The organism is Hyalangium sp., from assembly GCF_035629615.1.
In the GTDB taxonomy this organism is placed as follows: Bacteria; Myxococcota; Myxococcia; order Myxococcales; family Myxococcaceae; genus Hyalangium.
The window spans coordinates 1-22,584 of the sequence record NZ_DASPHO010000094.1; the positions used below are offsets into that span (position 1 = coordinate 1).

Here is a 22,584-nt window from a genome sequence, read left to right on the forward strand (position 1 = left end):
TCGCACTGAGGGAAGCGCAGGAGGAACTCGGCCCGCTGGCGGCAGCGGCTCTCGGTGTCTCTCGGCCCGTCGCCTCCGAGACACTTCGCGCGCTGGTCCGCCCATGCCTCCTGGTAGAGGGCCTCGCGCTGCGCCGGGGACATGGCGCGGATCGAGCCGCTCTCCGAGCCGAGCACCCACACCCACGTGCCAATCAACACCAGCGCGATGACGCCGATCACCCCCCCCTTGAGCCACCGGACCTGACGAGAGGGTGAGGCCATGTCTCGGGAGAAGAGTCCGTCACCTGTCGAGTCTTCGTTGTCCGTCATCAGATCGTCCACGATCTTTCGAACTGGTCCAGCGCAGTGAACCTCACATTCCTGATCTTCGCCCGTTCGAACGCCTTCTTCACCTCTTCCACCACGAACACAAACCCGAAGCGTTGAGCCGGCATGAAGAAGTCGGAGCCATCCCACGACGCTGGATCGAAGAGGAGCCCCTTCCACACAGGGAAGATGCCGGCCGGGTAGATTCGGGGCACCTCGACACTCATGGAGTGCTCAAGGTTGCCGCACCGGCCTGTGACGGCCAGGCCGCTATAGCTTGGGACCAGCTGGTCTTGCTTGTCCCGGACGGTGACGTCATAGCGAGACCACCCGGTGAACCCGTGAGACCGCAGAAGCTGTAGGAGGGAATCCGCGACAATGATCGGTACTGCATGCGTCGTCCACATCACTGGGTCGGCCGGCTTGGCACGCCCCATCGCCCAGTCGACTCGGATCGGGTGGACTGGGTGCACTTCGGCGCGCGTCAAGCCGACGTCATCGGTCTCCACGGCCATCTTGCCTCTGAACGCCCTGCTGTACCCTGACTCCCCAAGAGAGAAGATCTTGTCGAAGCCGGGGAATTCCTTAGAAATTGACTTGGAACCCAAACTCACCCCCCAGCTCTTTTCCGTACTGAAGAATCTGCTCAAAAGTGGGCTCTTTGCGAAGGAACTCCTGCCACCGCCCGAGGTATTCGGCTGCGTTCTTGAGGTGGCTGGACTGCTTCCACCATGCGCCGAACCTCGGATCGTGGACATTGATCCCCGCCTTCTGAAATCTGTCTGCGAGCTTCTGAGGAAACACGTGATGGGCGTGCGCCCCCTCGGGTAGCTGGCCCGTCAGGCGCGCGAGGTTCTCCCGGAAGTTGCTCTCCGTGAAGGGCTTGAAGCCACCCCCTGCCCCCTTCGCGGCACCTGAAGCCTGACTGCCCTCACCTGGAGCCTTTGGGGATTCCATGAGGACGTAGACAGCACCGGCGCCTGTCCCCAGCGCCGCCGCCGTGGCGCCCACGGGCAGCGCCATCTGCTCTATTGCCAGGACCCCCTCGGCAGTGAGGGACAGCACCGGCAGTTGTGCGCCCGCTGTGCTGAAGCGCGTGGCTGCACCTGCCGCGCTGCCGTAGAGCATCACCAGGTGCGTGGACAGCCGGGCGGCCTCGCGAATCTGCTCCTGCAAAGGCCGCGCGGAGTAGCGGGCGAAGTAGTCGGGCGAGGACGCAATGAGGGCGGCCACCGCCGACGGCAGTTGCTCAAGCCCTTCGAGGCTTCGAATGGGGTCATTGACGAAGTGGGCCAGGGCTTGCGCCATCTCCCCCAGTGCATCCCCGCCGCCATCGAGAGCGGCGTTGAACCAGTCCCGTTCCAGGCCCAGCTCACCCACCATGACTCCAGGCCGGCGTAGCGAGTCGTCCACGGTATAGAAGACGCCCCCCTTGTCCACGTAGAAGGCCCCCACCTCGAAGTGGCCCGCCATGAGCCTTCCCTCGCGTAGCTCCACCCGGCCCATCCCCATGCGCTGGAGAGGCCTTCCCGTGAGGGCACTGACCAGGTAGCCGTCCGGACGCATCACCACCAGGAAGTGGAAGGAGCGCAGGCGCTGCAACAGCTCGGCATAAGGCACGTCCTCCTCCCGGGTGAGCACCTGGCGCAGCACGAAGAGGAGGGAGCGACGCGGACCGAAACTCTGGAGGCTCGTCCCCGTGCGAGCCAGCGCCTCCCACAGCGCTTGCGCGTCATCGGTCTCCAGCTCCTCTCCCGCCTCATGCCAGGAGTCCTCTTCCAGTCCTGCCGACTGCTGGAGGAGTTGGAGGTCATCCCTCTCCGTCCAGATGCCAAAGCCACCGCCGTCATCCTCGAGTTCGGACGGGGCCCCTGCGTCCTGGAAGGCGGAGTGTCGACCCGCGGCACTGCTGGTCGCGCAGCCGGTCATCCATATCAGCGCCACCAGCGCGAGCATCGCTTGCCTCGCTTCATGGGGCAGGACCACCCGAGCTGTTTCATGTCGTGCCCGAGAGCCGATCTCCGTCATCTCTCGACTCTAACTGAGTGCCAGAGGGTGGGTGGGTGACCGTTGGAGGGCCCTACAGGTTCAAGTTCGGGCCGCCAAAACCCATCAGACTCCGGCCGCAGGATCCCACCCGTAGAAGCGCTTCAGCTCCTCGTAGAGCTCCGGCGTCTTCTCCTTCATCTGCCGAGGCTTCTCGAAGAAGGACTCGGTGGCGACCGCGAAGAACTCCGCCTCGTTGAGCGAGCCGTAGTCGTCCATCACCTTGCGCTCCATGGGCCGGCCCCGCCGCAGCGCCTGGAAGTGCTCGTCCATCACCGAGGCCCACGCGCGATAGTGCGAGTACTCGCGCAGCTTCGGGGTTCCATCAAAGGCCCCGTCCGCACGGTCCAGCACATGGGCGAACTCGTGCGCCGCGGTGTCGTGCCCGTCCCGCGGGTTGTTCAGCCCGGCCAGCACCGCCTGCCACGAGAGAATCACCTGGCCCCAGTGCTTCGCCTCGCCGAGCACCACCCCGGTGCGCTCCGGGAGCTTGAACGCTCCAGGGTAGACGATGACCTCCCGCAGCCTGTCGTAGTACCCAAGCCCCAGGTGCAGCACGAGCTGGACCGCCGTGGCGCCCACCACAACGCGCACCTCGTCCGTGATGAGGAACCCACTGGCTCCCACGAACTCCTTCTCCCAGACGAACACCTTGAGCAGCTCCAGGAGGCGCTCGCGCAGCTCGGGAGACAGCGCGCGGAAGAAGGGCACGCGCGCTTCGAGGTATCCCTGCCACTCGGGTGGGATCGGACGGCGCAGGAGCTGTCTGCGCCGAAACCAGCGGAAGGGACCAGCCATCACCTGGCAGCTTGCCACCCGGACCGGGTTCCCACCACCGTGCCGTATCACCCCAGCAGTGGAGATCAGGGACCGCTGACCGTCTGAGCCTGTGAGCCGCTCAGCAGCCCGTTGGAGACCGTGAGCGTCACCGCGCCGGCCTCCTCCGCCTTGAAGTAGAAGGTCGCCGCCGCTTCGGGCGTGGAGAGCTCCACCGTGCTGATGGAGGGCCCTCCACACCCGGGCTCCGAGTGGAAGGTGAGTCCCGGCGCCGCAGTCCCGCTCGCCGCGAGGTCGAACACCGCCAGAGCAGGCTTCGACAGGTTGCCCTTCACATCCTGGCTCTGCACCACCACCTTGCCCGAGCACAGGCCCGTCGCCACCTCTCTCTCAGGCGTGAGGAACGCCACCTGGGACGCAGCCCCCGCAACCACGTCCACGTCAAAGGTGGCACCCGGCTGCGTGGCCGGATCGTACCCGGCTCCCGTGATGGTGTTGGAGTGGATGAGGTTGCCAGTCCCCAGGTCCGAGATCCCCGCCTGGTACGGATAGCCGTTCGTCACCGCGTTGTTCCGCACCGTGTTGTCGAACACCCGGATGCGCGTCGCCGTCGCGAGGCCGCTGCCGTCCGCTTCAGCCTGACTGAGGGAGATGCCGACGTCATTGCCCGCCAGCGTGTTGCCCTGGATGAGCGCGTCCTTCACCAGCGCGATGCCGTAGTACGGGCCTCCCGCCACCAGGATGCCCGACGCCACATCACTGCTCCCCGTGTACGAGTGGCCGGAGACCTGATTCCCCGTCACTCGGCCCGTCGCTCCATCGCTGAGCTGCATGCCATTCTGCGCGATGTGGGCCACCGGTCCCGAGCCCGTCACCGTGTTCTCCGTCACCGTGGCGTCCACCCGCCCCGCAACCAAGATGCCCACCTTCTGGTACCGGCTGACCTGGTTGCGAAGCAGCTCCACCTGTCTCTGAACCGAGGCATCCCCATTGCGAACCTCGATGGCGTGTCCCTCCTGGCACCCTCGCGGCGCGCCCTCTGGATTGCCAGCGACGCGTTGGTTGCGGCGGATGTCCAGCACCTCGCTGTCCACCACCGAGCCCGACGCCCCCAGCAACAAGATGCCTCGCAGCCGATCATCTCCCGCGTCGCACGGCCCGTCCTTCAAGAGCCCCTGCGCCCGCACCCTCAAGCTGCGCACATGTGCCGTCACACCCCGGTTGCGCAGGATGGCGCCAGCAAATGTGCCCCCTACCGGATCCACCGCCACGAGCGAGTGTCCCGTGCCATGGAGCGTGTATCCATCCGGGATGAACACCGGCGTGGCCGTGGTGCAGTCCTCCTGCTGCGTGACGAGGAGCGGCTCGAGCCTCACCTGGCACGGCGGAGGGCCACAGGCCGGACCGCTCCACTCCACCTCGAAGTCCAGCAACACGCTCAGCCCCCCCGAGTTGGTGATCGTCACCGTGATCGTGGGCAGCACCCCAGCGGGCACGCAGGACAAGGCAGTCCACTGCACTTCACTCCGGTTGCCCAGCTGCACGGGGACTCCCAGGGTGCCGGTGTTTGCCACCCACGCGAAGCTCAACCCCTGGCCCGTGGGATCCCGAGCCGAGACACTCAGCGTCACCAGCTCCCCAGGGAGGGCGCTCAGCGAGGTGGGCGAAGCCGTGAGCAGGGTGGGCGGCAGCCGGCTCTGCACACAGGGACCCGTGCCACAGGTCTCCTCCACCGGCGGCACCTCGGCCCCACAGCCCAGCCAGGCCAGCATCCACACACCGGCCACCCGTGACAGGTGCCTCGACTCTCCCCGGATCATGTGTCGAGCCCTCCGGCTCAGCGCTCGGAAACTCGACCCACCATACCGGCAGGAAGCCCTGCGTCAAAAGCCCACGTGTCCTACCCGTGTCGCCGCTCTGACTTCCTCTGGGCCGCTCAGCGAACCGCGGCGAGCTGGTGGGCGCTGGAGGGCCGCGAGAGGCTCCGCCGCCGCACCGCGTCCCGATCCGACAGCAGCGACAGCAGCGCCTGCATCCGCGTCTCGTACTGGTTCACCGGGTGTCCGTGGAGAATGCCGCTGGTGCTGAGGAACATCCGCGTCATCTCGTCGCCGCCGTAGCAGTACGCACGCTGCGTATAGCGCTCCAGCACCTCACGCCGAGCCTGGCCGAAGAGGCGGCCCGCCGTGAACGTCACCTCGAGCCCCTCCAAGTTGAGCAACAGATCCACCTTGCGCCCGAACTGCGACAGCTTCTCCTCGATGTCCGCTCGCCACTGCTGCACGTCCGACGCGCTCACCAGCAGGCAGCGCGCGAAGTGGGCGTGCACCACGTCGTTCTGCGGGTCGTACTCGAACGTCATTCTCCAGGACATTGTCTCTCCTCCTCGGAGTCTTCAGGCCCTGAGAGGGTCAGGCCTACTCTTCCAGAAATACTGGCTTGCAGGACCGACCCTGACATCCCGTTAGTTTCGTTAGTTCTTGATTTGTATGTTTAGCGCGTTTTCATTGTTCGATCAACTCTCGTTGTCCCTCGGTGATGATCCGAGGGATGGGGACATCGGGGCATAGTGTGTGTTCCATGTCCCTCCGCCGGGTGCTGCTCCTGCTGCCCAGCCTCCTCGTGGGCTGCGCCGCGCTGACGCTTCCTCCGAATCGGCCACTGGCCCGGCCGGTGGCCTTCCGCGGCGCCTACGAGGAGTTCCCCAGCGGGCTGCGGCTGGTGGTGCACGAGGCGCCGCAGGTGTCGTGGGTGACGATGAACGTCTCCTACCGTGTAGGCGCCACGGATGAGCCGGAGGGAAAGGAAGGTCTGGCACACCTCGTCGAGCACCTCACCTTCCAGGCGCGGCCCGGCGGCGAGCGGACGCCCCGGCTCTCCAGCCTGCTGCTGGCCTCGGGCGCGCACTACAACGCGGTCACCTCGTATGACGGGACGGACTACTTCTTCACCGCGCCGCCGGAGCAGTTTCCCCTGCTGGTGGCGCTGGAGGCCGAGCGGCTGAGAGCGCCGCTGGAGAACGTCACCGAGGAGGACTTCCGCGTGGCGCGAGACGTGGTGGTGGCGGAGCTGCGCCAGCGCTACGAGACGAGCCCCGAGGGCGCGCAGCAGCGGTGGCTGCATGAGGTGCTGCTGCCGGGCCACCCCTACGGGCGCACGTCAGGCGGGACTCCAGAGTCCCTTCAGCGGTTGACGCTGGAGGACGCGCGCGCCTTCGTGCAGGCGCACTACACGCCGGCGCACGTGGTGCTGGGAGTGTCCGGTCCGCTGGCCTCGGACGCGGTGCGGAGCACGGTGACGCTCGGGTTCGCGGAGCTCACCTCCGCGGGGAAGGCTGCGCCCACACCGCCGGTGCGCCGCGTGCCGCCCCCCTTTCCTCCCGAGCTGCGCCAGCGCGCCCCCCTGGTGGTGAGACACGGCCCGGTGGAGTACCCGCGCCTGTGGCTGGTGTGGACCTTGCCGGGCCTGTTCTCGGGCATGACGCCCCACGCCTTCGCCGCCGAGGGAATGCTGGGCCACAGGCTCGCCACCCAGCTCGCCCGGGAGGAGCAGGCCCACAGCACCTCCGTGTCCCTGGAGGTGCTGGATGGCGTCACGCTGCTCATCGCCCGCATCGATCTGATGAAGGCGGAGGATGCCGAGGACGTGGCGGACCTCGCGCTGGATCAGCTCGTGGATCTGGTGAGAGACCCTGGGAGGCTGGGAGGGCTCACCCTGGGCGCACGCTCCATGCTGCTCACCGAGGCCTTCATGGCCCTGGAGCAGTTCCCCGCCCGGGAGGCGACCCGCTTCCTGCGCGCCACGGGCAAGGCGGACTACGTGACTGGCTGGCCCCAGCAGATCCGCGAAGGGCTCTCGAGGGATCTCGGCCCCTACCTCTATAAGTACGTGCGGCGCGATCGCGCGCGCCTGCTGCTGATGGTGCCGGAGCAGGCCGGCGCCGAGCGCCCGCAGGTGGCTGAGCGCTTCTCTCCCCTGGCTGGCCCGGAGGACTTCGGGGACGAGGAGCTGATCCTCCCACCCGGGGCTCTGGAGGTGCGTCAGGTGGCCCGGCCCCCAGGGCTGGAGAAGGCCGAGCGCTTCACCCTGGGCAACGGCCTGCGGGTGGTGGCGCTGAGACGTGGAGGCATGCCGCTGCTGGAGGCCCGCCTGTGGGTGCGCACGCGAACCCCAGACACCGAGGGAGCCCTCACGCTGTCTCGCGTGGCGGTCCACGGCTCGTACATGTCGGCGGGCCGCAAGTGGTACCACGGGGCGAAGGTGGGCGCGCGCACGGCGCTCCAGCTCCGCGATGAGGGCCAGCCGGTGCTCGCCGTGTCGGCTCCCGCGGGGAACCTGATCCACGTGCTGGAGGACATGCAGCAGTGGATGTGGGACGCGGAGGTGGAGCTCCGCCCCTTCGAGGACGTTCAAGCCTGGCAGGTGCGGCAGCTCGAGCGGGAGGCATCCCGCTCGGACACGCGCGCGGAGCGGTCGTTGATGGCCCGCCTGTTCCCAGGGCACCCCTATGGCCTCGCGCCGAGCGTGGAGGAGGCCAAGCGGTTCACGGCGTCCCAGGCCACCGCCTGGGTGGAGGCGGAGCTCAACCCGGACCGGGCCACGCTCCTGCTCGTGGGGGATCTGCCGCCATTACCCCAGCTGCGCGACCAGGTCGCGGAGATGCTCGGGCGGTGGCGCGGCAAGGGCCGGCAGGTGGAGTCTCCCCCTGCCCCACCGCTGCCGAGCCAGCGTGAGGTGGTGGTGGTGGACAGGCATGGCGCCACCCAGGCGGAGCTGCAGGTGGGGCTGCGCTGGCCCGAGCTGTCAGCGCAGGAGGACGCGGCGGCCAGCGCGCTGGTGTGGCTGCTGGAGCACCGGCTGGGCCGTCAGCTCCGCGAGCGCCTGGGGCTGACCTACGGCGTGCGCGTGTCTCACGAGGCCCGCCCACGGGCCTCCCTGCTGAGGGTCCGCGCGGCGGTGGAGCGCAGCGCGGCGGCGGGCGCAGTGGAACAGCTCCTCGCCGAGCTGGGCACCCTGGAGGCGGAGCTGCTGCCTCGCGAGGTGGTGGAGCGCGCACGCTGGCAGGTGGCGCGTGGCTATGATCTGCGCTTCCAGACGGCGGCGGCGGCGGTGGAGCGGCTGCTCGAGCTGGAGCGCCTGGGCCGTCCACCGGACTACTGGGAGCGGTACCCGGAGGCCATCGCGGCGGTGACGCCCGAGGCCGTGCAGGGGCTGGCCAGGCGGCTCAGCCTCGGCTCGGAGGTGGTGGTCATCCTCGGGGACGCGGTGGCGCTGCGGCCGCAGCTCGAGAGCGCGGGCTTCCAGGTGGAGGTGCTGGGGCGATCCGCGCCCTCCACGTTCGAGCACCAGAGCGGGAGGACACGTGGCAGAGCACGGTGAAGGGGAAGCGGTGGATAGGCCCGAGGGCCGGCGGACGGTGGAGTGCGCGGATGCGCTCGCATGGCTGGAGGGACGCGAGACGCTGGAGGGCTGCTCGGTCATCACCTCGCTGCCGGACGTGTCCGAGTTCCCCACACTCTCGCTGGCGGAGTGGAAGCAGTGGTTCATCCGCGCCGCGGCTCGGGTGATGGGGAAGGTGCCAGCGGGCGGCGTGGCCATCTTCTACCAGACGGACGTGAAGAAGGAGGGGGCGTGGGTGGACAAGGGCTATCTGATCAGCAAGGCCGCGGAGGAGGCCGGCTGTGAGGCGCTCTGGCACAAGGTGGTGTGCCGCCGTCCCCCGGGGACGGTGACATTCGGGAGGCCGGCTTACTCCCACATGCTGTGCTTCTCACGAGGCGTCCGCGTGGATCTCGGCCGGGCGACGGCGGACGTGCTGCCGGAGGCGGGCGAGGTGACGTGGACGCGCGGCATGGGCGTGCAGGCCTGCGTGGCGGCATGCCGCTTCATCCTCGAGCACACGGCGACGCGCACGGTGGTGGATCCGTTCTGCGGCCACGGCACGGTGCTGGCGGTGGCCAATGCGCTGGGAATGGACGCAGTGGGCGTGGAGCTCAGCCGCAAGCGGGCGAAGAAGGCGCGCGCGCTCCGCGTCACTTTGGATCCCGCTGAATAGAGGCAGTCGACCCTGCCTTCCAGGGAGGGGTTGTGTCGACTCACAACCGCTTCCACCCACGCTCCTGCCCCCTGGCCAACAGTCATGGCGTGCTGCGGTTTGACGCCTCGCACGCCGCTCGGTTCTCATTTCCCACGCGCGGGGCACGCTGCTCCGCGCGCCAATGGCGTGTGACTCAACGCTGGACCCGGGGGGGAACCAGCATGAAGCCTCAGGACATCTCTTCATTGCTCAGGGCCCCTCCTGAACACAAGGGAGTACCGCATGAGCAACGGCAGCGACCCTCTCCGCGTCGTCCAACTCTCGTTCGCCTCCTCGCTGGAGGAATACCTCGAACGCGTCCGGGCCCTGGGAGCCGTGGAGGGGCACAACGGCGACGTCCAGATCAGCCCCACCCTTCAGCCCGTCCTGGAGGCGATGCACCACGTCCTCGCCGGAGGCGAGGTGCAGGTGAACATCGTGAGAGGGGGCCAGCCGGACATCTTCCGGGAGCTCCAGCACCGCGCGGCCCAGGCCACCCACGAGACCAACGCTCTCAACCAGTCCTCGGGCAACACGGTTGTCACCGCCATATGAGCCTGCCCTCGCGCATCCGGAGCGGCCTGCGCGCTGCCTTCCGACGCTGGGTCAACGCCCAGAGCGTCCCCGAGGTGCTGGCGGCCAGCAGCGTCGGCGCGTGGCTGTCACTCGTCGCGCTGATCCTGGTGCTGCTCGCGGCGGCCACCTGGGCACCTCGGGCCCGGGAGTTCTTCGGCCTGGACCCCGGCACCGCGCTGCTGTGTCTGGGGCCAGCCCTGGCGGACTTCGCCTTCGCCCTGCTGCACCGCAAGCGCCAGCACATCGAGGCGTGGGGATGGGTGCTGTCGCTCACGGGCACCACGGGGCTCCAGTTCTTCGTCGCCAGCCTCATGGCGGTCTCCGCGACGCAGGGGGCCACCGTCTTCGCCGGCTTCTTCCTCTTCACCGCCGCCTTCCACGGCCGCCTCTTCCGCGTCACGCCTCGCACGCCCTTCCTCCCGGTGGGCACGGCGCTCGCGCTGGTGCTGGCCGCCCTCATCGCCCGGCCCGAGAACCTGCCCCTGTTCGCCGTCATCGGCCCCGCGTCCCTCATGGCCGAGCTCTCCCTGGGCACCTTCGCCCTCCAGCATGACCGGACCGCCGCGGAGGCGGAGCGGCTGCGCGCCGCCGTCCAGGCGCAGATGCTGGCCCAGCAGGAGCGAGACGTGGGCCGCATGTCCCAGGCCCTCACGGAGATCATCAGCCACAGCCAGGACATCCGAGAGAAGCTGCTGTCGGCGGGCAGCGCCGCGGATCTCCTCAAGGGCCTGGTCGCGCGGGGCGGCAGCCTGGGCCGCGGAGAGCCGGAGCGGCTCGTCCAGCAGCTCCACGCGGAGCTCTCGCACATCCGGGAGCGCGTTATGGAGATCCACCAGAAGGGCCGCCGCTACATTGGCAGTGATCCGGAAGGCGTGGATCTGGTGCCCGTCCTGCATTCGGTGCGCCAGAGCGTGGGCCTGCGCTTCCCCGAGGTGGACATCCAGGTGCAGGCGGGCCGGGAGGAGCCGCTGCGCGCGTGGGTGCGTGGAGGCACCACGACGCTGAGGCGAGTGGTGGAGAACCTCGTCACCAACGCATGTGAGGGGGACGGCTTGCGCGCGGCCGCGGCCGTGCGCATCTCGGCACGCACAGAGCCGTTAAGTGGGAGGCTGGAGATGATCATCTCCGACGATGGGCCAGGGTTCCCACCTGAGCGGCTGGCCGCGCCCATCCAGGGACTCTCCAGCACCAAGCCCCAGGGTACGGGGCTGGGGCTCTACACGAGCGAATGCTTGATCCGCGCAAGCGGCGGTCTGCTGGAGCGTCAGAACGCACCGTCCGGGGGCGCGGTGCTGCGCGTACTGCTTCCCCGGGAGGTGCGCGCATGAGCGGCGGATCCATCTACCAGGAAGCGCTGCGGGTGCTGCGGCGGCTGGGCCTGCCCGAGCAGGCCGAGCAGGACGTGGTGGCCGCGCTGGAGGCGGCGCAGCCGGGGCCTCTCGCGCTCCTGTACGAGGCGGGCGTGGAGGCAGGGCTGCGACGGGAGGTGCTGCTGGCCCGAGGCACGGGAATCTTCTTCAACTTCGCCGCGGGCAACCTCGCGGACGATCTCAGCGACGGCGACTGTACCTATTACATGCACCCACTGCGGGTAGGGCCTTACGTGCAGTTCCTCCTGCAGAACCTGGCCTGGGCCACGCTGGCACGGGCAGGGGTGCCTGCGGGGGTGATGGCGGAGGCGGCCCAGGCGCTGGCGGTGGCCGCGGGGCCTCAGGCGCTGGAGGTGCGGACGCTGGCGTGGACGGCGCCCGTCTTCCAGCGAGTGGCCGAGGGCCTGGCGGGGCAGCAGTGGGCGGCGTACCTGCGCCTGCTCTGGGCCGGGACACCGCTGGCGGAGCGCTCCGTGGCGGGGCACTTCCTGGGAATCGCGGCCCATGTGGCGGAGGACATCCGCTCCAAGGATCCGCGGTTCTTCAGCATGCCGGAGGCCGATCAGCGCGAGGTGGTGCGCTGGGCTCGCGCGGGAATGGACGGCGTGCGGCGCCAGGGGCTGCGCTGCCTGGACGCGGCGATCCGGCGCATCGATCCGATTCTTCCGGAGGTCGTGCCATGAAGGTCGAGCTGTTGCGAGAAGGAACCGGACGCGACGAAGTCGCCGCGTACTACGACGCCAAGACGGAGGCCATCCTCCGCCGTTACGGCCCCGGTCCGCGCGTGCACTACCACACCGGACTGGTGGACGACACGCCGCCCCCCGGGCTGCCAGCGGCAGCCCTGCGCACGCTCATCCACGAGGCGCAGGAGCTGCTGCTGGGCGAGCTCGCGCTCGCGGTGGGAATGCCAGGCAGGAACTGTGAGGTGCTGGATGTCGGCTGTGGGCTGGGGGGAGGCGCGCTGTACTGGGCCGCCGTGCACCGCGCGCGCGTCACCGCCATCACCATCGCTCCCGCTCACATCGCCTGGGTGAACCGCTTCTCCTCCGCGGCGGGCGTGGCGGATCGGGTGACCCCCCTGCTGTGCGACGCGCTGGAGGTGCCAGGCCGGGAGCGCTTTGATCTGGTGGTGGCGGTGGAGAGTTCGTGCTACCTGCCGCGCCGCGAGTGGTTCCGCAAGGTGTACTCGCTGCTGCGGCCGGGGGGCATGGTGGTCCTCGCGGACTGCTTCCTCGGCCGGCCAGAGCTGGCGGGGCCATTCGACCGGTACTGGCACACGCACATCGGCACGGTGGAGGAGTATTTCCGCTCAGGGGCCGCGGAGGGCCTGGAGCTGGAGCTCCACCAGGACATCTCCGGGCGGGCGGTGAACTTCTGGACGCTGACGTTGGATCTGCTCTCGCGGGAGCGGGAGCTGTCGCCGCGCTCGAGCCCGGGCGGCATGGGCCGGACCGAGTCCCAGCGCGAGCACCTGAGGCTCCAGCAGGCATTCCTCGATGGAGGCCTGCACTACGGGATGATGGTGCTGCGGCGCCCGCATTGAGCCCCATGCACTGCGCGGCCAGGAGCGACAGCCCTCGGCTGCCCGGCTGCAGACGGAGCATGTAGGAGCATCTGCTCCTTCGTCCGATGCCTGCAGGGTGGAGAGGCCCCAGCCTTGAGGGCAACTCCAACCATGGGAGACGGACATGACGTTCAAGCGATGGATGGTTCTGGGTGCGGTGGCTTCGGCGCTGGCGTTCACCGGGTGTCAGGACCGGAGCCGGGACCAGCAGGATCTGGGAACCCAGGGTGCGGGTGATCCGACCCAGGTACCGGCGACAGGCGGCTCGGGCACGGGGGACTCCACCCTCCCGAGCGGCACCGACCCCCTCCGTGATACTCCACAGGACGCCCGGCCGGGGACCGAGCTGGAAGGAACGGGCCCGAGCGGCGGTGCGGTGGACGACCCGGGCGGCACGGGTGGCTCCGGCACAGTACAGGACCCGGGGACCGGGGGCTCCGGCACGGTGAACGATCCGGGGACCGCGGGTGACGTGGATCAGGGCGTCCTCGATGAGCGCGACCTGAATGAGCGCGACCTGAATCGCCCCGACATGATGGACGACTCGCGGGACGACTCGCGCGACATCGGCGGCTCGGGCGAAGAGGCCCGCTAGCCTGAGCGGCCAGAGCTGAGCCTCAGCCAGTGCAGGGCCCGGGGCCTGGACAGGACGCCCCGGGCCCTGACGCTTCTGAGCCCAGGGACGAGCAGCCAGGCAGCATGTGGCGTGTTGTCGGTGCGCGTGGGAATGCGGAGCTTCCCTCGGTAGAGCATGTGACTTCTTTGGGAGGAGCGGGATGGCTCGTCAGCGGGGAATGAGGCGGCGGACGAAGAAGGCGGCGCGGCAGGTGGGCTACGCGGTGGTGGGCCTGGGGCACTTCGCACAGGACGCGATCCTCCCAGCCTTCGAGCACGCGACGGAGAACTCGCGGCTGGTGGCGCTGGTGAGCGGCGACCCGGAGAAGGCGCGCGAGCTGGGCGAGCGCTGCGGCGTGCCCGTCTTCAGCTACGAGCGCTTCGAGGAGTGCCTGGCAATGCCCGAGGTGGAGGCCGTCTACATCGCCCTGCCCAACACGCTGCACGCGGAGTACGCGGTGCGCGCGGCGAAGGCCGGTGTGCACGTTCTGTGCGAGAAGCCGCTGGCCACCACCGAGGCCGAGTGCATGGAGATGATCCGCGCCTGCGAGGAGAGCGATGTCCGGTTGATGACGGCGTACCGGCTCCACTTCGAGCAGGCCAACCTCACGGCGGTGGAGGCGGTGCGCAAGGGGAAGATCGGTGATCCGCGCCTGTTCTCCTCGGCGTTCAGCTTCCAGGTGAAGGCGCCCAACATCCGCGTCGAGCGTGACAAGGGCGGCGGGGTGCTCTGGGACATCGGCGTGTACTGCGTGAACGCGGCCCGCTACCTGTTCCGCGCCGAGCCCCTGGAGGTGTTCGCCTTCTGCGACAAGGGCCAGGATCCGCGCTTCGCGGAGGTGGAGGAGGCCGCCTCGGTCGTGATGCGCTTCCCGGAGGGGAAGCTGGCGACCTTCACCGTGAGCTTCGGGGCCGAGGCGGTGGCCACGTACCAGCTCGTCGGCACCGAGGGCACGCTGAAGGTGGACAACGCCTACGAGTACAAGGGTGAGATCCGCTGGGAGCTGACGTCCGAGGGGAAGACCCGCAAGGGCAAGGTGACGCAGCGGGATCAGATCGCGCCGGAGCTCCTCGCCTTCAGCGACTGCATCCTGGAAGGCCAGGAGCCGGAGCCGAGCGGCTGGGAGGGCCTGGCGGACGTGCGCATCATCACCGCGCTGTACGAGTCGGCACGCACCGGCCGCTCGGTGAAGCTGGAGCCCTTCGAGAAGCCGCAGCGTCCCACGAAGGAGCAGGAGGAGCACCGCCCGCCCTCGGAGACGCCCGAGTACGTCAACGTGGAGGCGCCGTCCCAGTAGCTACCCGGGCGCCACGCACAGCGAGTGCTCCGAGGTGTATGCGCCGGTGAGCGGCGTGCCATCCTCGCGCCCGTGGTACTCGTGCCACCAGCGCGCCGCCTGCCAGATGGCCTCGGGGCAGCTGGCGCTGCTGGCAATTCCCGGCGTCAGCTCGAAGCCGGCCGCGCCCAGCACCACCTCCGCCATCACCGCGGAGGGCAGGCCGAAGCCGTCCAGCAGCGGGTTGGTCGCTCGGCCCGCGCCCCACACGTACGGCAGCCACCGCGTCACCAGCTCCACCGTGTCCATCGCGGCGCGCTGCCGCATGAAGCGCTGCACGGCGTCGCGCACCGGTGCCACCTCCAGCGGGACATGCAGCACGGCGAGGTTGGGGAAGCGTCCGGCGTCTTCATAGCGGCGCAGGTCCGCGCGCTGGACTCCATTCGTCGGCGGCGGGTAGCCGAAGCCACCCGCCGGATCCAAGGCGATCTCCCAGGCCGGCGCGGAGGTGAGCTCACCGCCGGCGGGCTCCACCAGCACCACGTGGGACCAGGGGCTGGGCGTCAGGTCGTGCCTCGCATGCGACTGCGCCACCCGCAGCCGGAAGGAGACCGGATCCGTGCCGCCCAGCAACACCAGCAGGGGCGAGCTGCCCCCCTTCTTCCCCTTCCCCTTCAGCGCGCGCTCGAGCCAGGCGAGGTTCGTCTGGTTGCGAGCGCGTGGCTGGGACACGAGGTTCGGGTTGGGCGCGGCGGCGGGGGAGGAGCGGATCTCGAGCATGGCGGGGACTCGCTAGCGGTGGCGGAGGACGAAGGAGGGGGCGGAGGTGGGCTGGAGGCCGGGGAGCAGCGGGAAGTACCGCGGCGTCACCTCGAGGCTGTTGCCCCGGCGCCGGAAGGACAGCAGGCACACATGGTTGCCTCGGTGACGGTAGAGCGTGTACCCAAAGAAGGGCGAGCGGGCGCCCTCCAGCTCCACGACTCCTCCGAGGAGTGTGGCATCCGAGTGCCGAGGCCAGGGGTCTCTCTTGTCCGCCTTGAGCTTCGCCAGCGGATCCCTGACGGGCGTCGTGACGAGCGAGGTGGGTGAGCTGATGACCTCGATCATCTGCATCCCGCTGTCGATGGCATCCTTCGGTGACAGGCGAACGATCCGACCCCAGTGCATGTCTCCGGTGAGGAGCAGGACGTCACCGGCCTCGCGCATGAGCCGATCCAGCTGTCCGGAGAGGAAGTGGAAGTCGGCATAGTTGTTCATCGTCGAGTCGCCGAACCGGCGGTTCAGATCGCTCGCCCTGGGCATCGCCAGCGACTGCCCCGTGGCGAAGACGCCCAGCTTGCGCTCGCGGATGCAGCGCGACACCCAGTCGCTCAGCGCGTCGCGGGCCTGAGGCGTCATGGTGAACTGGAAGTCCGGATCACGCCAGGCGCGAGAGTCCAGGAGGAAGAAGGAGAGCGGCTCCACATCGAACTGGACGGGCGTCCCCACGGGAGTGGGGTCCACATGCTGAAAGTGCCCATACAGCATGCGCGCCACGTCCGCCCACGCCGCCCGCCCGGCGACGTTCCAGGTGTTCTGCGACTGGACCGAGGGCATGGGGAAGTTGTTCCAGTAGTCGTGATCATCCGGAACGCACGCGTAGGGAGCGGCGTGCACCACCTTGGCGTAGGCGCCGGCGTCAAACCAGTTGCGCGCGTAGTCCTGCTCGAACTTGCGCGCGAGCGCGGGCCGGGCATCGGGCAGGTTCTGCAGCGGCGGCAGATCCAGGTACACCTGATCACCCAGGAGCAGCAGCAGGTCCGGCGTACAGCCCCGAAGGACGGAGTCCATGGACACGCCCGCCACTCCCCCCCTGTCTTCGTCCGAGTAGAAGCACGAGGCGAGCATCAACTGGAAGCTCGAGTCCAGCCCGGCGGGCACGGTGCGCGGCACGGCGCGCAGGGAGGCGGTGACGGGCGGGGCTCCCTCCACGCTCACGCCCACCCGGAAGGCGCGGGGGGCGTCAGCCACGGAGAACTCATAGAGGCCGGCGAAGATACGAGGGGTGTCACCGCCGAGGAACGGGCCGGAGCGCGCGCTCTGAATGGGGCGCAGGGCGCGAGGCTGCGCGGGCCGGCCGTCCAGGCTCCAGCTCAGCGCGGGCGCTGTGGTCCTCTCCCTCGCTCCGAGCCAGACGCGCAGGCGGCCAGCGCCGGCGGCACACGCATGCAGGACGACGTTGGCGCTCATGCCCCCCTCAGGGTGGTGCGGGACGTACAGGCCTCCTCGGCTGAATTAGCACGAGGCCCATGGTAGCGGAATGGTCCCACGCCGCGCGGTCCGAGAGACGACAGAAGTGGGCTATCCTCTCCTGCTCGCAGTCCCACCGCGTCGCCCCAGGGAAGCCCCATGGCCGTGAAGAAGAGTGCCCCACCCGCTGCCGATCTCGTCAACCACATCGCCTTCGTCGTGGACCGCAGCGGCTCGATGCGACGCATCAAGGCCCAGGTGGTGCGGGTCTTCAACAACCAGCTCGACACCGTTCAGCGCAACGCGAAGTCCGCCGGGCAGAAGACGTTCCTGAGCACCTTCATGTTCCACAGCACCGTGGACAAGCCGCGCCACCTCACCACGCCCGTGGAGAGTGTCCCCAAGCTCGCCCTGAAGGACTTCAAGCTCGGGGGCTCCACCGCCCTGCTGGACGCGGTCGGCACCGCCATCACCCGGCTGCAGAAGGCCAAGGGTGCCACGAACAAGAACACCAGCTTCCTCGTCATCGTCATCACCGACGGCCACGAGAATGCCTCGAGCACGTACAAGAAGAGCCTCAAGGGCCTCATCGCGCAGGCGCAGAAGACGGGCCGCTGGAGCCTGGCCTTCCTGGTGCCGCCGGGCAGCCAGAACACCCTCACCCGCTTCGGCATCCCCAAGGGCAACGTCACCGTCTGGAACGCCACCGCCACGGGCGCCAAGGTCATGGACGAGAAGCTGTCGGCGGGCCTCTCCACCTTCTACGCGGCGCGCGCCAGCGGGAAGAAGTCTGTGACTTCGTTCTTCACCACCGACATGAGCAAGGTGGATGTGAAGACCCTCTCCGCCCTGAAGGATCTGTCCAAGGGCTTCGCCCGGTGGACGGTGGACAAGGAGCGCTCCATCCGCGACTTCGTCAACGCCAAGCTCCAGGCCAGCCCCGCGATGCGCAAGAAGCTGGGCGCCGCCTACGAGCCGGGCCGCGGCTTCTACGAGCTGACGAAGCCAGAGACGGTGCAGCCGAAGAAGAACATCGCCATCCTCGACAAGAAGACGAAGGCCATCTTCGGCGGGGACCAGGCGCGCCATGTGCTGGGCATGCCGGCCGGCGCCAATGTGAAGGTGAAGCCCGGCAATCACCTCACCTATTCCATCTTCGTGGAGAGCACCTCCAACAACCGCAAGCTGGTGCGCGGCACCACCCTGCTCTACCAGCAGTGAGCGGGTGAGCGCGGAGGAGCCCGGCCGTATTCGCGCGGCGCGGCCGGGGCTCGCTCGCCTCCCTGCCCCATGAGCGGAGGGGCACCAGGCAGATCCTCGCCTTCCTCACATGCGTCCCCAGCCATGTCCATTCTTGCCGGGGATTCCATATGCCACGCAGCTTCGCCATCACTGCATCCACGCCCTCGGTCCAGCTCAACGGCTCGGGCCAGGGGGAGTTCACGTTCACCGTCTCGAATGGCCTGGGCCGGCCCGTTCGCGCTCGGGCGGTCCTCGAGCCAGAGGGACCGCTCCAGCGTGGCTGGTTGACCCTCGTGGGGGAGCCCGAGAGAGAGTTCGCCCCGGATGGGACCCAGACCTTCACGGTGAAGGTGTCGACCCCTCCAGGCGCACCTGAGGGCTCCTACTCGTTCCACCCCGTCGTGGTGGACGTCGCCAACCCCGATGAAGAGTTCGCCATCGGTCCCTCGGTGGGCTTCCAGGTGCAGCGCGCCGTGGCTCCTGCGAAGAAGAAGTTTCCCCTCTGGATCGCCCTGCTGGCGGCCGGTGTGCTCCTCATCACCGTGGGCGCCATCACCGCAGGCGTCCTCTTGCGGAAGGATGACTCTGGAGCCGGTGGGTCTGGACCCGCGCCCACCGTGGCGCTGAGCTTCAACGGCCAGAACGCGTACGTCGATCTAGGCGAACCACCCGCGCTCGACTTCACCGGCAACGTCACGATCGAGGCCTGGATCCGGCCGCGGACCACGGGCGGTTTCCACAACATCCTCGCCCACGGCTACAGCTTGACCCCTCCCGGCGAGCTGCTCTTCCGCATCCTGGCTGGCAACTACCAGGTCGGCTCGTGGAACGGCATGAGCCATGTCGTCACCGCGCCCATCCCTCCCGAGGACGTGGGCGAGTGGGTCCACCTGGCGGGCGTGTACGACGGAGCGAAGTGGCGCCTCTACCGCAATGGGAAGGAGATCGCCTCCAACCCCGATCCGGTGGGTGTCCTCCCCGTCAAAGGGCCCTGGGCCATCGGGGCCCGCGGCGGCGGCTCCGAGCGCTTCTTCGATGGGGACATCGCCGAGGTGCGGCTCTGGAAGGTCGCGCGCACCCCGGAGCAGATCCAGGAGGACATGCGCAAAGACCCCAAGGATGACGCACCGGGGCTCGTCGGCTCATGGCCCTTGAACGAAGGGCGAGGCACCATCGCCGGGGACCGCTCCGAGCAGAGCCAGGCGCACGGTGTCCTCCGGGGCCCGACCTGGAACACGCGCTGAGCCGGCACACGCGCACACGGAGTCCCATGGCGGGCGGCTTGTGCTAAACCCGCGCTGTTATGGCCCCTAGTGAAGAGCTGACCACAGCAGACCTGCAGCGGCTGGCCCGCTCCGAGGCGCCGGAGCTGCCCGAGGCCGTCACCACCTTCCTGGTCCAGCCGGAGAAGCCTCCCGAGAAGCCCCTCCCCGAGGGTGCCATCGACTTCCAGGGCCTCAAGAGCCTGCTGTTCCAGGCCCAGGCACGCCACGACGCCGCAGGCCGCCGCGCCGCCTCGCACGAGGCCTGGCAGCGCTTCCTCGCCCAGAAGGACGTGCCGCTGCCCCCGCGCTTCGCCCTGGCGGACCTGCTCGTCGCCCTCTACGAGCGCAACACCGACGCCAGCCGCGCGGCCCTCTTCGAGCTGGTGCGCGGTGCGGATCTCCAGTTCGGGCTCTGGGGCGGCCTCAAGCGCATCTACAAGCTCGCGGAGCAGCGCCACGACGCGGAGATGTTCGGCATCCTCGCCTGGCGCTTCGACACCGAGCGCCACAGCTCCCGCAACCGAGAAGTGTCGCTCGGCACCGTCACCTACCTGCGCCGCCGGGCCTGGCGCTACCTGCGCCACCTGGGCGCCGCCGTGCCGGAGCTCTATCCCCAGTTCGCCGTCGAGGTGCTGCGCCACTACCCCGTCGGCACCAACTGGCGGGAGACGTGGGTGGCCATGCACATCTGGGCCCACGAGAGCGGCAAGTACAACGCCCAGTCCTTCACCATCGACGTGCCCTCGGACCCCTTGAAGCACCGCGCGTTCCCGGACGCGTGGAAGCGCTCGCCTGACGCGCTCATGCGCCTGCTGGACACCTGCCAGTCAGATGCCGCCGCGCGCTTCGCCATCTATGGGCTGCGCAAGGACTTCCCCGAGGTGCTGCGCAGCCAGGTGACACCCGCGTGGCTGGACAGGCTCGCGCGGCGACCGCTCGCCAGCGCCCATGAGTTCCTCGTGGACACGCTGCAGGGCTCCCCCGAGTTCCACCAGGGCAAGCTGCGCGCATTGGGGCTGCACGAGGCCGTGCTCGCCCTGCTCGTGTCGCCCAGCCCCAAGGCCCGCACCTACGCCATCGAGTACGCGCGCGCCCACGCGCAGGACCTGTCGGCCGAGCGCCTGGCGGAGCTGGTCTCCACCGGCCCCGCGGACACCGTGGCCTTCGCCGCCGCCCTGCTGGAGAAGCGCAATGCGCGCGAGCTGGGCGTGGACTTCCTCGGGCGCCTGCTCGCCACCAAGGCCACGAACGCCTTCGCCGCCAAGGCGCTGGAGCAGTCCTTCGACCGCGCCGAGCTGCCCCACCGCTTCCTCATCGACCTGTTCTACGGGAGCAACGAGCAGCTCGCGTGGGTGAAGGGCTACATCGACTCCAAGTACGCCGCCGCCGAGCTGCCCGCCTCCTTCTATAAGGAGCTGCTCGCGGACTCGCGGCACAGCAAGTTCCCCACGTACTACGCCAGCCCCGTGGAGCAGTTCGCCCTCAAGGCGCTGGGCGCGTATACCCCTGCCGCCATTGGCGCGGACTGGCTGCTGGACAACGCCATCCACCCGCGCCTGGGCACCCAGGTGCAGAAGTGGCTCATGCGCGCGGACGCGCTACCGGGCCTGGACGTGGAGCGGGTGAAGGGGCTCGTCTTCAACGCGAAGTACCGCGAGGTGGCGCTGGCGCTGCTGGGCAACCGGAAGATCTTCAGCGCGCGGCAGCTCACCGTGCCCTGGCTGCTGGCCCTGGCGCGGCGCGCGGACCCGACGCTGCACGAGTTCGCCCACCGCTACCTGCTGGAGAACCTCTCGCCCGCGGACTTCAGCGAGTCCGGGGACGCGGCCGCGGGCTTGGAGCGCCTCTTCGAGCTGGCCGTGGGAGCCAAGCAGCCCTTGCCCGTGCGCCAGTTCGCGCAGACGTACCTGCGCTGCCACCACCCCGTCATCGGCCCCGAGCAGCCCGAGTCCAAGTCCTATCAGCTCAAGCCCAAGGCCCCGCGCAAGGCGTACACCGCCGAGCGGCTGTGGCCCGCCCTCTTCGACACGAGGGATGACGTGCGCCGCTTCGCGCTGGCCATCACCCGAGCGGAGCTGCGCGCCTGGGGCTACCACCCCCGGGTGTACGAGCTCGCCGAGGCGGATGCGAAGGAGGTCCGCAACCTGGCCTATGACGCGCTGCTGAACGCCGGTGAGGCGGGCTCGGACGAGCGGCACACGCTCAAGCCCGAGGAGCTGGACGCGGTGAAGGTGTTCACCCTAACCGAGAGCACCAAGCGCACCACCCGCGAGGTGGCGGTGGAGCTGATCCGCCGGCACTACGCGCGGCTGGGCGGGGCCGAGCGGCTGGCGTGGCTCATGGAGAGCGCGGACCGGGAGGTGGGGGTGTTCGCCGTGCGCCTGCTCTGGGAGAAGCACCGCCCCTCGCACCTGCCCGAGGGGTGGAAGCCCGCCGGCGCCACCGAGGCCCCCGCTGTGGGCGGCACGGAGCGCTTCGCCAACGTGGAGGCCCTGCGCACCTTCCTGCGTCGCATGCTCTTTGGCCTGCCCCCGGGCCGCTCCAAGGAGGGCCGCGAGGGCATGGTGCAGCGGCGGCTGTCGGCGAGCACCGCCAAGCGCCGCATCATCGAGCTGGTGAGGGACTTGGGGCTGGAGGAGCAGTCCTTCGCCCGCGTGGTGGCCCCGGTGCTCAACGAGTTCACCGGCTCCCTGGCCAAGGGCGAGTGGCAGAGCTGCCTGGCCTCGCTCGTGAGGCTGCGCACGGCGCACCCCGGTGTTGCCTTATGAGGGTTTTTCCAGCGCCTTGATGCTGGGGCTGCGGGTTCGATTCCCGCCGCCGCCATCCCGAGAAGCCCAGCAATCTTAACGGGTTGCTGGGTTTTTCTTTGTCCTCGCTTTCTTCATGTGCCCTCAGTGTGCCCCTCTGGCGTCTCTAGCCCAGAGCGGCGCGTGGCTGGGGGATGGGCCGATCCAACTCCTGCACCGCGCTCTCCCGCGCCTCGGGCGACAGGTGCGCGTACCTCATGGTCATCTCGATGGTCGCGTGGCCCATCAACTCCTGGATGACCTTGAGAGCAACGCCCCGCATCGCGAGGTGGCTGCCGTAGGTGTGGCGCTAATGCCGCGCTCGGCATTAGCGCCATTATGCCGACCTCCGGGTAATGCCGCGTTGGCGCTCGGCAGGCACGTCCAGCCGAGCAGTTGGCGTCATCGAGGTCTTTCGGGACGCGGCATAATCGGGGTGACTTCTCCCGG

Annotated in this window: 19 protein-coding genes and 1 pseudogene; 11 read left to right on the plus strand and 9 right to left on the minus strand. The window is 69.0% G+C overall.

What is annotated here, in order from left to right; genetic code table 11:
* From VD972_RS04190 to VD972_RS04215, 6 genes are all read right to left on the minus strand, one after another.
* Nucleotides 1-311 (minus strand): hypothetical protein (locus VD972_RS04190; protein ID WP_324981100.1); only part of this gene is annotated, 311 nt, incomplete at its 3' end.
* Nucleotides 311-916 carry a hypothetical protein gene (locus VD972_RS04195; RefSeq protein WP_324981102.1) on the minus strand — a complete coding sequence of 202 codons (606 nt, stop codon included), beginning with the start codon at nucleotides 914-916 and terminating at the stop codon, nucleotides 311-313. The genes VD972_RS04190 and VD972_RS04195, both read right to left, overlap by 1 nt.
* On the minus strand, nucleotides 894-2,264 hold the full coding sequence (locus tag VD972_RS04200) for a hypothetical protein (RefSeq protein WP_324981104.1): 1,371 nt from the start codon (nucleotides 2,262-2,264) through the stop codon (nucleotides 894-896). Before VD972_RS04200 ends, VD972_RS04195 begins: the two co-directional genes overlap by 23 nt.
* A gap of 156 nt (nucleotides 2,265-2,420) precedes the next feature.
* Complete coding sequence (locus tag VD972_RS04205) at nucleotides 2,421-3,152, minus strand: M90 family metallopeptidase (RefSeq protein ID WP_324981107.1); 732 nt, start codon at nucleotides 3,150-3,152, stop codon at nucleotides 2,421-2,423.
* A 65-nt stretch (nucleotides 3,153-3,217) separates the two neighbouring features.
* The gene (locus tag VD972_RS04210; RefSeq protein WP_324981110.1) at nucleotides 3,218-4,951 is read right to left on the minus strand and encodes a right-handed parallel beta-helix repeat-containing protein; all 1,734 of its coding nucleotides are present in this window, start codon (nucleotides 4,949-4,951) and stop codon (nucleotides 3,218-3,220) included.
* A 116-nt stretch (nucleotides 4,952-5,067) separates the two neighbouring features.
* Nucleotides 5,068-5,505 carry a hypothetical protein gene (locus VD972_RS04215; RefSeq protein WP_324981114.1) on the minus strand — a complete coding sequence of 146 codons (438 nt, stop codon included), beginning with the start codon at nucleotides 5,503-5,505 and terminating at the stop codon, nucleotides 5,068-5,070.
* A gap of 206 nt (nucleotides 5,506-5,711) precedes the next feature.
* Here VD972_RS04215 and VD972_RS04220 point away from each other — a divergent pair, with 206 nt between their 5' ends.
* The 8 genes from VD972_RS04220 (at nucleotide 5,712) to VD972_RS04255 (ending at nucleotide 14,633) form a co-directional block, all read left to right on the plus strand.
* Nucleotides 5,712-8,510 (plus strand): pitrilysin family protein, encoded by a 2,799-nt coding sequence (locus VD972_RS04220; protein WP_324981118.1) that lies wholly within the window; start codon nucleotides 5,712-5,714, stop codon nucleotides 8,508-8,510.
* Nucleotides 8,494-9,186 (plus strand): DNA methyltransferase, encoded by a 693-nt coding sequence (locus tag VD972_RS04225; RefSeq protein WP_324981122.1) that lies wholly within the window; start codon nucleotides 8,494-8,496, stop codon nucleotides 9,184-9,186. The genes VD972_RS04220 and VD972_RS04225 overlap by 17 nt, the downstream gene beginning before the upstream one ends.
* Nucleotides 9,187-9,450: 264 nt before the next feature.
* Complete coding sequence (locus VD972_RS04230) at nucleotides 9,451-9,762, plus strand: hypothetical protein (protein ID WP_324981125.1); 312 nt, start codon at nucleotides 9,451-9,453, stop codon at nucleotides 9,760-9,762.
* Entirely contained in the window at nucleotides 9,759-11,111 is a 1,353-nt protein-coding gene (locus VD972_RS04235) for a HAMP domain-containing sensor histidine kinase (protein ID WP_324981128.1), read from the plus strand. The genes VD972_RS04230 and VD972_RS04235 overlap by 4 nt, the downstream gene beginning before the upstream one ends.
* Nucleotides 11,108-11,836: a hypothetical protein gene (locus VD972_RS04240; RefSeq protein WP_324981132.1), complete on the plus strand. Its 729-nt coding sequence runs from the start codon at nucleotides 11,108-11,110 to the stop codon at nucleotides 11,834-11,836. The genes VD972_RS04235 and VD972_RS04240 overlap by 4 nt, the downstream gene beginning before the upstream one ends.
* On the plus strand, nucleotides 11,833-12,699 hold the full coding sequence (locus tag VD972_RS04245) for a class I SAM-dependent methyltransferase (protein WP_324981134.1): 867 nt from the start codon (nucleotides 11,833-11,835) through the stop codon (nucleotides 12,697-12,699). Before VD972_RS04240 ends, VD972_RS04245 begins: the two co-directional genes overlap by 4 nt.
* A 145-nt stretch (nucleotides 12,700-12,844) precedes the next feature.
* Nucleotides 12,845-13,315, plus strand: coding sequence for a hypothetical protein (locus VD972_RS04250; RefSeq protein WP_324981137.1), 471 nt, complete (start codon nucleotides 12,845-12,847; stop codon nucleotides 13,313-13,315).
* A gap of 181 nt (nucleotides 13,316-13,496) precedes the next feature.
* Nucleotides 13,497-14,633 (plus strand): Gfo/Idh/MocA family oxidoreductase, encoded by a 1,137-nt coding sequence (locus VD972_RS04255; RefSeq protein ID WP_324981140.1) that lies wholly within the window; start codon nucleotides 13,497-13,499, stop codon nucleotides 14,631-14,633.
* On the opposite strand, the gene VD972_RS04260 is transcribed toward VD972_RS04255, so the two are convergent.
* Nucleotides 14,634-15,392, minus strand: a complete 759-nt coding sequence (locus VD972_RS04260; RefSeq protein ID WP_324981143.1) for a hypothetical protein — start codon at nucleotides 15,390-15,392, stop codon at nucleotides 14,634-14,636. It lies immediately after the preceding gene.
* Nucleotides 15,393-15,404: 12 nt separating this feature from the next.
* A complete protein-coding gene (locus tag VD972_RS04265) occupies nucleotides 15,405-16,841 on the minus strand; it encodes a metallophosphatase (protein ID WP_324981145.1) in 1,437 nt (478 codons plus the stop codon).
* Nucleotides 16,842-17,000: 159 nt separating this feature from the next.
* Between VD972_RS04265 and VD972_RS04270 the strand changes: the two genes are divergently transcribed.
* The 3 genes from VD972_RS04270 (at nucleotide 17,001) to VD972_RS04280 (ending at nucleotide 22,116) form a co-directional block, all read left to right on the plus strand.
* Nucleotides 17,001-18,062: a vWA domain-containing protein gene (locus tag VD972_RS04270; RefSeq protein ID WP_324981148.1), complete on the plus strand. Its 1,062-nt coding sequence runs from the start codon at nucleotides 17,001-17,003 to the stop codon at nucleotides 18,060-18,062.
* Between the two features lie 149 nt (nucleotides 18,063-18,211).
* Nucleotides 18,212-19,327, plus strand: coding sequence for a LamG-like jellyroll fold domain-containing protein (locus VD972_RS04275; RefSeq protein WP_324981151.1), 1,116 nt, complete (start codon nucleotides 18,212-18,214; stop codon nucleotides 19,325-19,327).
* Between the two features lie 59 nt (nucleotides 19,328-19,386).
* Nucleotides 19,387-22,116, plus strand: coding sequence for a hypothetical protein (locus VD972_RS04280; protein WP_324981154.1), 2,730 nt, complete (start codon nucleotides 19,387-19,389; stop codon nucleotides 22,114-22,116).
* A gap of 145 nt (nucleotides 22,117-22,261) precedes the next feature.
* On the opposite strand, the pseudogene VD972_RS04285 reads toward VD972_RS04280, so the two are convergent.
* Nucleotides 22,262-22,444, minus strand: a pseudogene (locus tag VD972_RS04285) (tyrosine-type recombinase/integrase); the annotation flags it as partial.
* Nucleotides 22,445-22,584 lie beyond the last annotated feature (140 nt).

What these genes read in the sequence shown, in the direction of transcription:
- VD972_RS04280 (WP_324981154.1), top strand. Translation starts at nt 19,387, where the DNA reads ATGGCCCCTAGTGAAGAGCTGACCACAGCAGACCTGCAGCGGCTGGCC.
- VD972_RS04275 (WP_324981151.1), top strand. Translation starts at nt 18,212, where the DNA reads ATGCCACGCAGCTTCGCCATCACTGCATCCACGCCCTCGGTCCAGCTC.
- VD972_RS04245 (WP_324981134.1), top strand. Translation starts at nt 11,833, where the DNA reads ATGAAGGTCGAGCTGTTGCGAGAAGGAACCGGACGCGACGAAGTCGCC.
- VD972_RS04255 (WP_324981140.1), top strand. Translation starts at nt 13,497, where the DNA reads ATGGCTCGTCAGCGGGGAATGAGGCGGCGGACGAAGAAGGCGGCGCGG.
- VD972_RS04235 (WP_324981128.1), top strand. Translation starts at nt 9,759, where the DNA reads ATGAGCCTGCCCTCGCGCATCCGGAGCGGCCTGCGCGCTGCCTTCCGA.
- VD972_RS04215 (WP_324981114.1), bottom strand. Translation starts at nt 5,505, where the DNA reads ATGTCCTGGAGAATGACGTTCGAGTACGACCCGCAGAACGACGTGGTG.
- VD972_RS04240 (WP_324981132.1), top strand. Translation starts at nt 11,108, where the DNA reads ATGAGCGGCGGATCCATCTACCAGGAAGCGCTGCGGGTGCTGCGGCGG.
- VD972_RS04205 (WP_324981107.1), bottom strand. Translation starts at nt 3,152, where the DNA reads ATGGCTGGTCCCTTCCGCTGGTTTCGGCGCAGACAGCTCCTGCGCCGT.
- VD972_RS04210 (WP_324981110.1), bottom strand. Translation starts at nt 4,951, where the DNA reads ATGATCCGGGGAGAGTCGAGGCACCTGTCACGGGTGGCCGGTGTGTGG.
- VD972_RS04230 (WP_324981125.1), top strand. Translation starts at nt 9,451, where the DNA reads ATGAGCAACGGCAGCGACCCTCTCCGCGTCGTCCAACTCTCGTTCGCC.
- VD972_RS04200 (WP_324981104.1), bottom strand. Translation starts at nt 2,264, where the DNA reads ATGCTCGCGCTGGTGGCGCTGATATGGATGACCGGCTGCGCGACCAGC.
- VD972_RS04260 (WP_324981143.1), bottom strand. Translation starts at nt 15,392, where the DNA reads ATGCTCGAGATCCGCTCCTCCCCCGCCGCCGCGCCCAACCCGAACCTC.
- VD972_RS04220 (WP_324981118.1), top strand. Translation starts at nt 5,712, where the DNA reads ATGTCCCTCCGCCGGGTGCTGCTCCTGCTGCCCAGCCTCCTCGTGGGC.
- VD972_RS04265 (WP_324981145.1), bottom strand. Translation starts at nt 16,841, where the DNA reads ATGAGCGCCAACGTCGTCCTGCATGCGTGTGCCGCCGGCGCTGGCCGC.
- VD972_RS04250 (WP_324981137.1), top strand. Translation starts at nt 12,845, where the DNA reads ATGACGTTCAAGCGATGGATGGTTCTGGGTGCGGTGGCTTCGGCGCTG.
- VD972_RS04270 (WP_324981148.1), top strand. Translation starts at nt 17,001, where the DNA reads ATGGCCGTGAAGAAGAGTGCCCCACCCGCTGCCGATCTCGTCAACCAC.